The following is a 360-nucleotide window of genomic DNA, read 5'->3' on the forward strand; positions in this document are numbered from 1 at the left end:
GATTACACCAACTGAAGAATATCGTCGGATAATCATATTTATGGATTCAGTTGGGCGTCGATTTGTTGCGATTAGTCCTAACCCTGAACCGACTAAGTATGGTTCTGCAAAAAGTCATTGGAAGCAAGGAAAGCCGAATGACGTACCCAAAGAATATTTTCATGTCGACAAAAAAAACTGCTAACCAATATGGTTAACAGTCACTGCCCCGCGCAAGTATTAAGTCACTGGAAACAGTGGCTTTTTTGTTATATTTTTGGCTTACCAATTGGCTTACTTTTATTGAAAAACAATGACATCTAATGACAATATTATTTGCGCTGAAGGTACAAAAAAACCAGTAATCACGGTGTTTATGAC

The 360-nt window shown here is 37.5% G+C and carries 1 protein-coding gene; it reads left to right on the forward strand.

From position 1 onward, the window contains the following. Window position 1: 1 nt before the first annotated feature. Entirely contained in the window at window positions 2–184 is a 183-nt protein-coding gene (locus MMY95_RS15710; protein WP_241277834.1) for a hypothetical protein, read from the forward strand. The last annotated feature ends 176 nt before the right edge of the window (window positions 185–360 follow it).

It is taken from the genome of Lactiplantibacillus sp. ME-2, from assembly GCF_022549155.1.
Classification (GTDB): domain Bacteria; phylum Bacillota; class Bacilli; order Lactobacillales; family Lactobacillaceae; genus Lactiplantibacillus; species Lactiplantibacillus plantarum.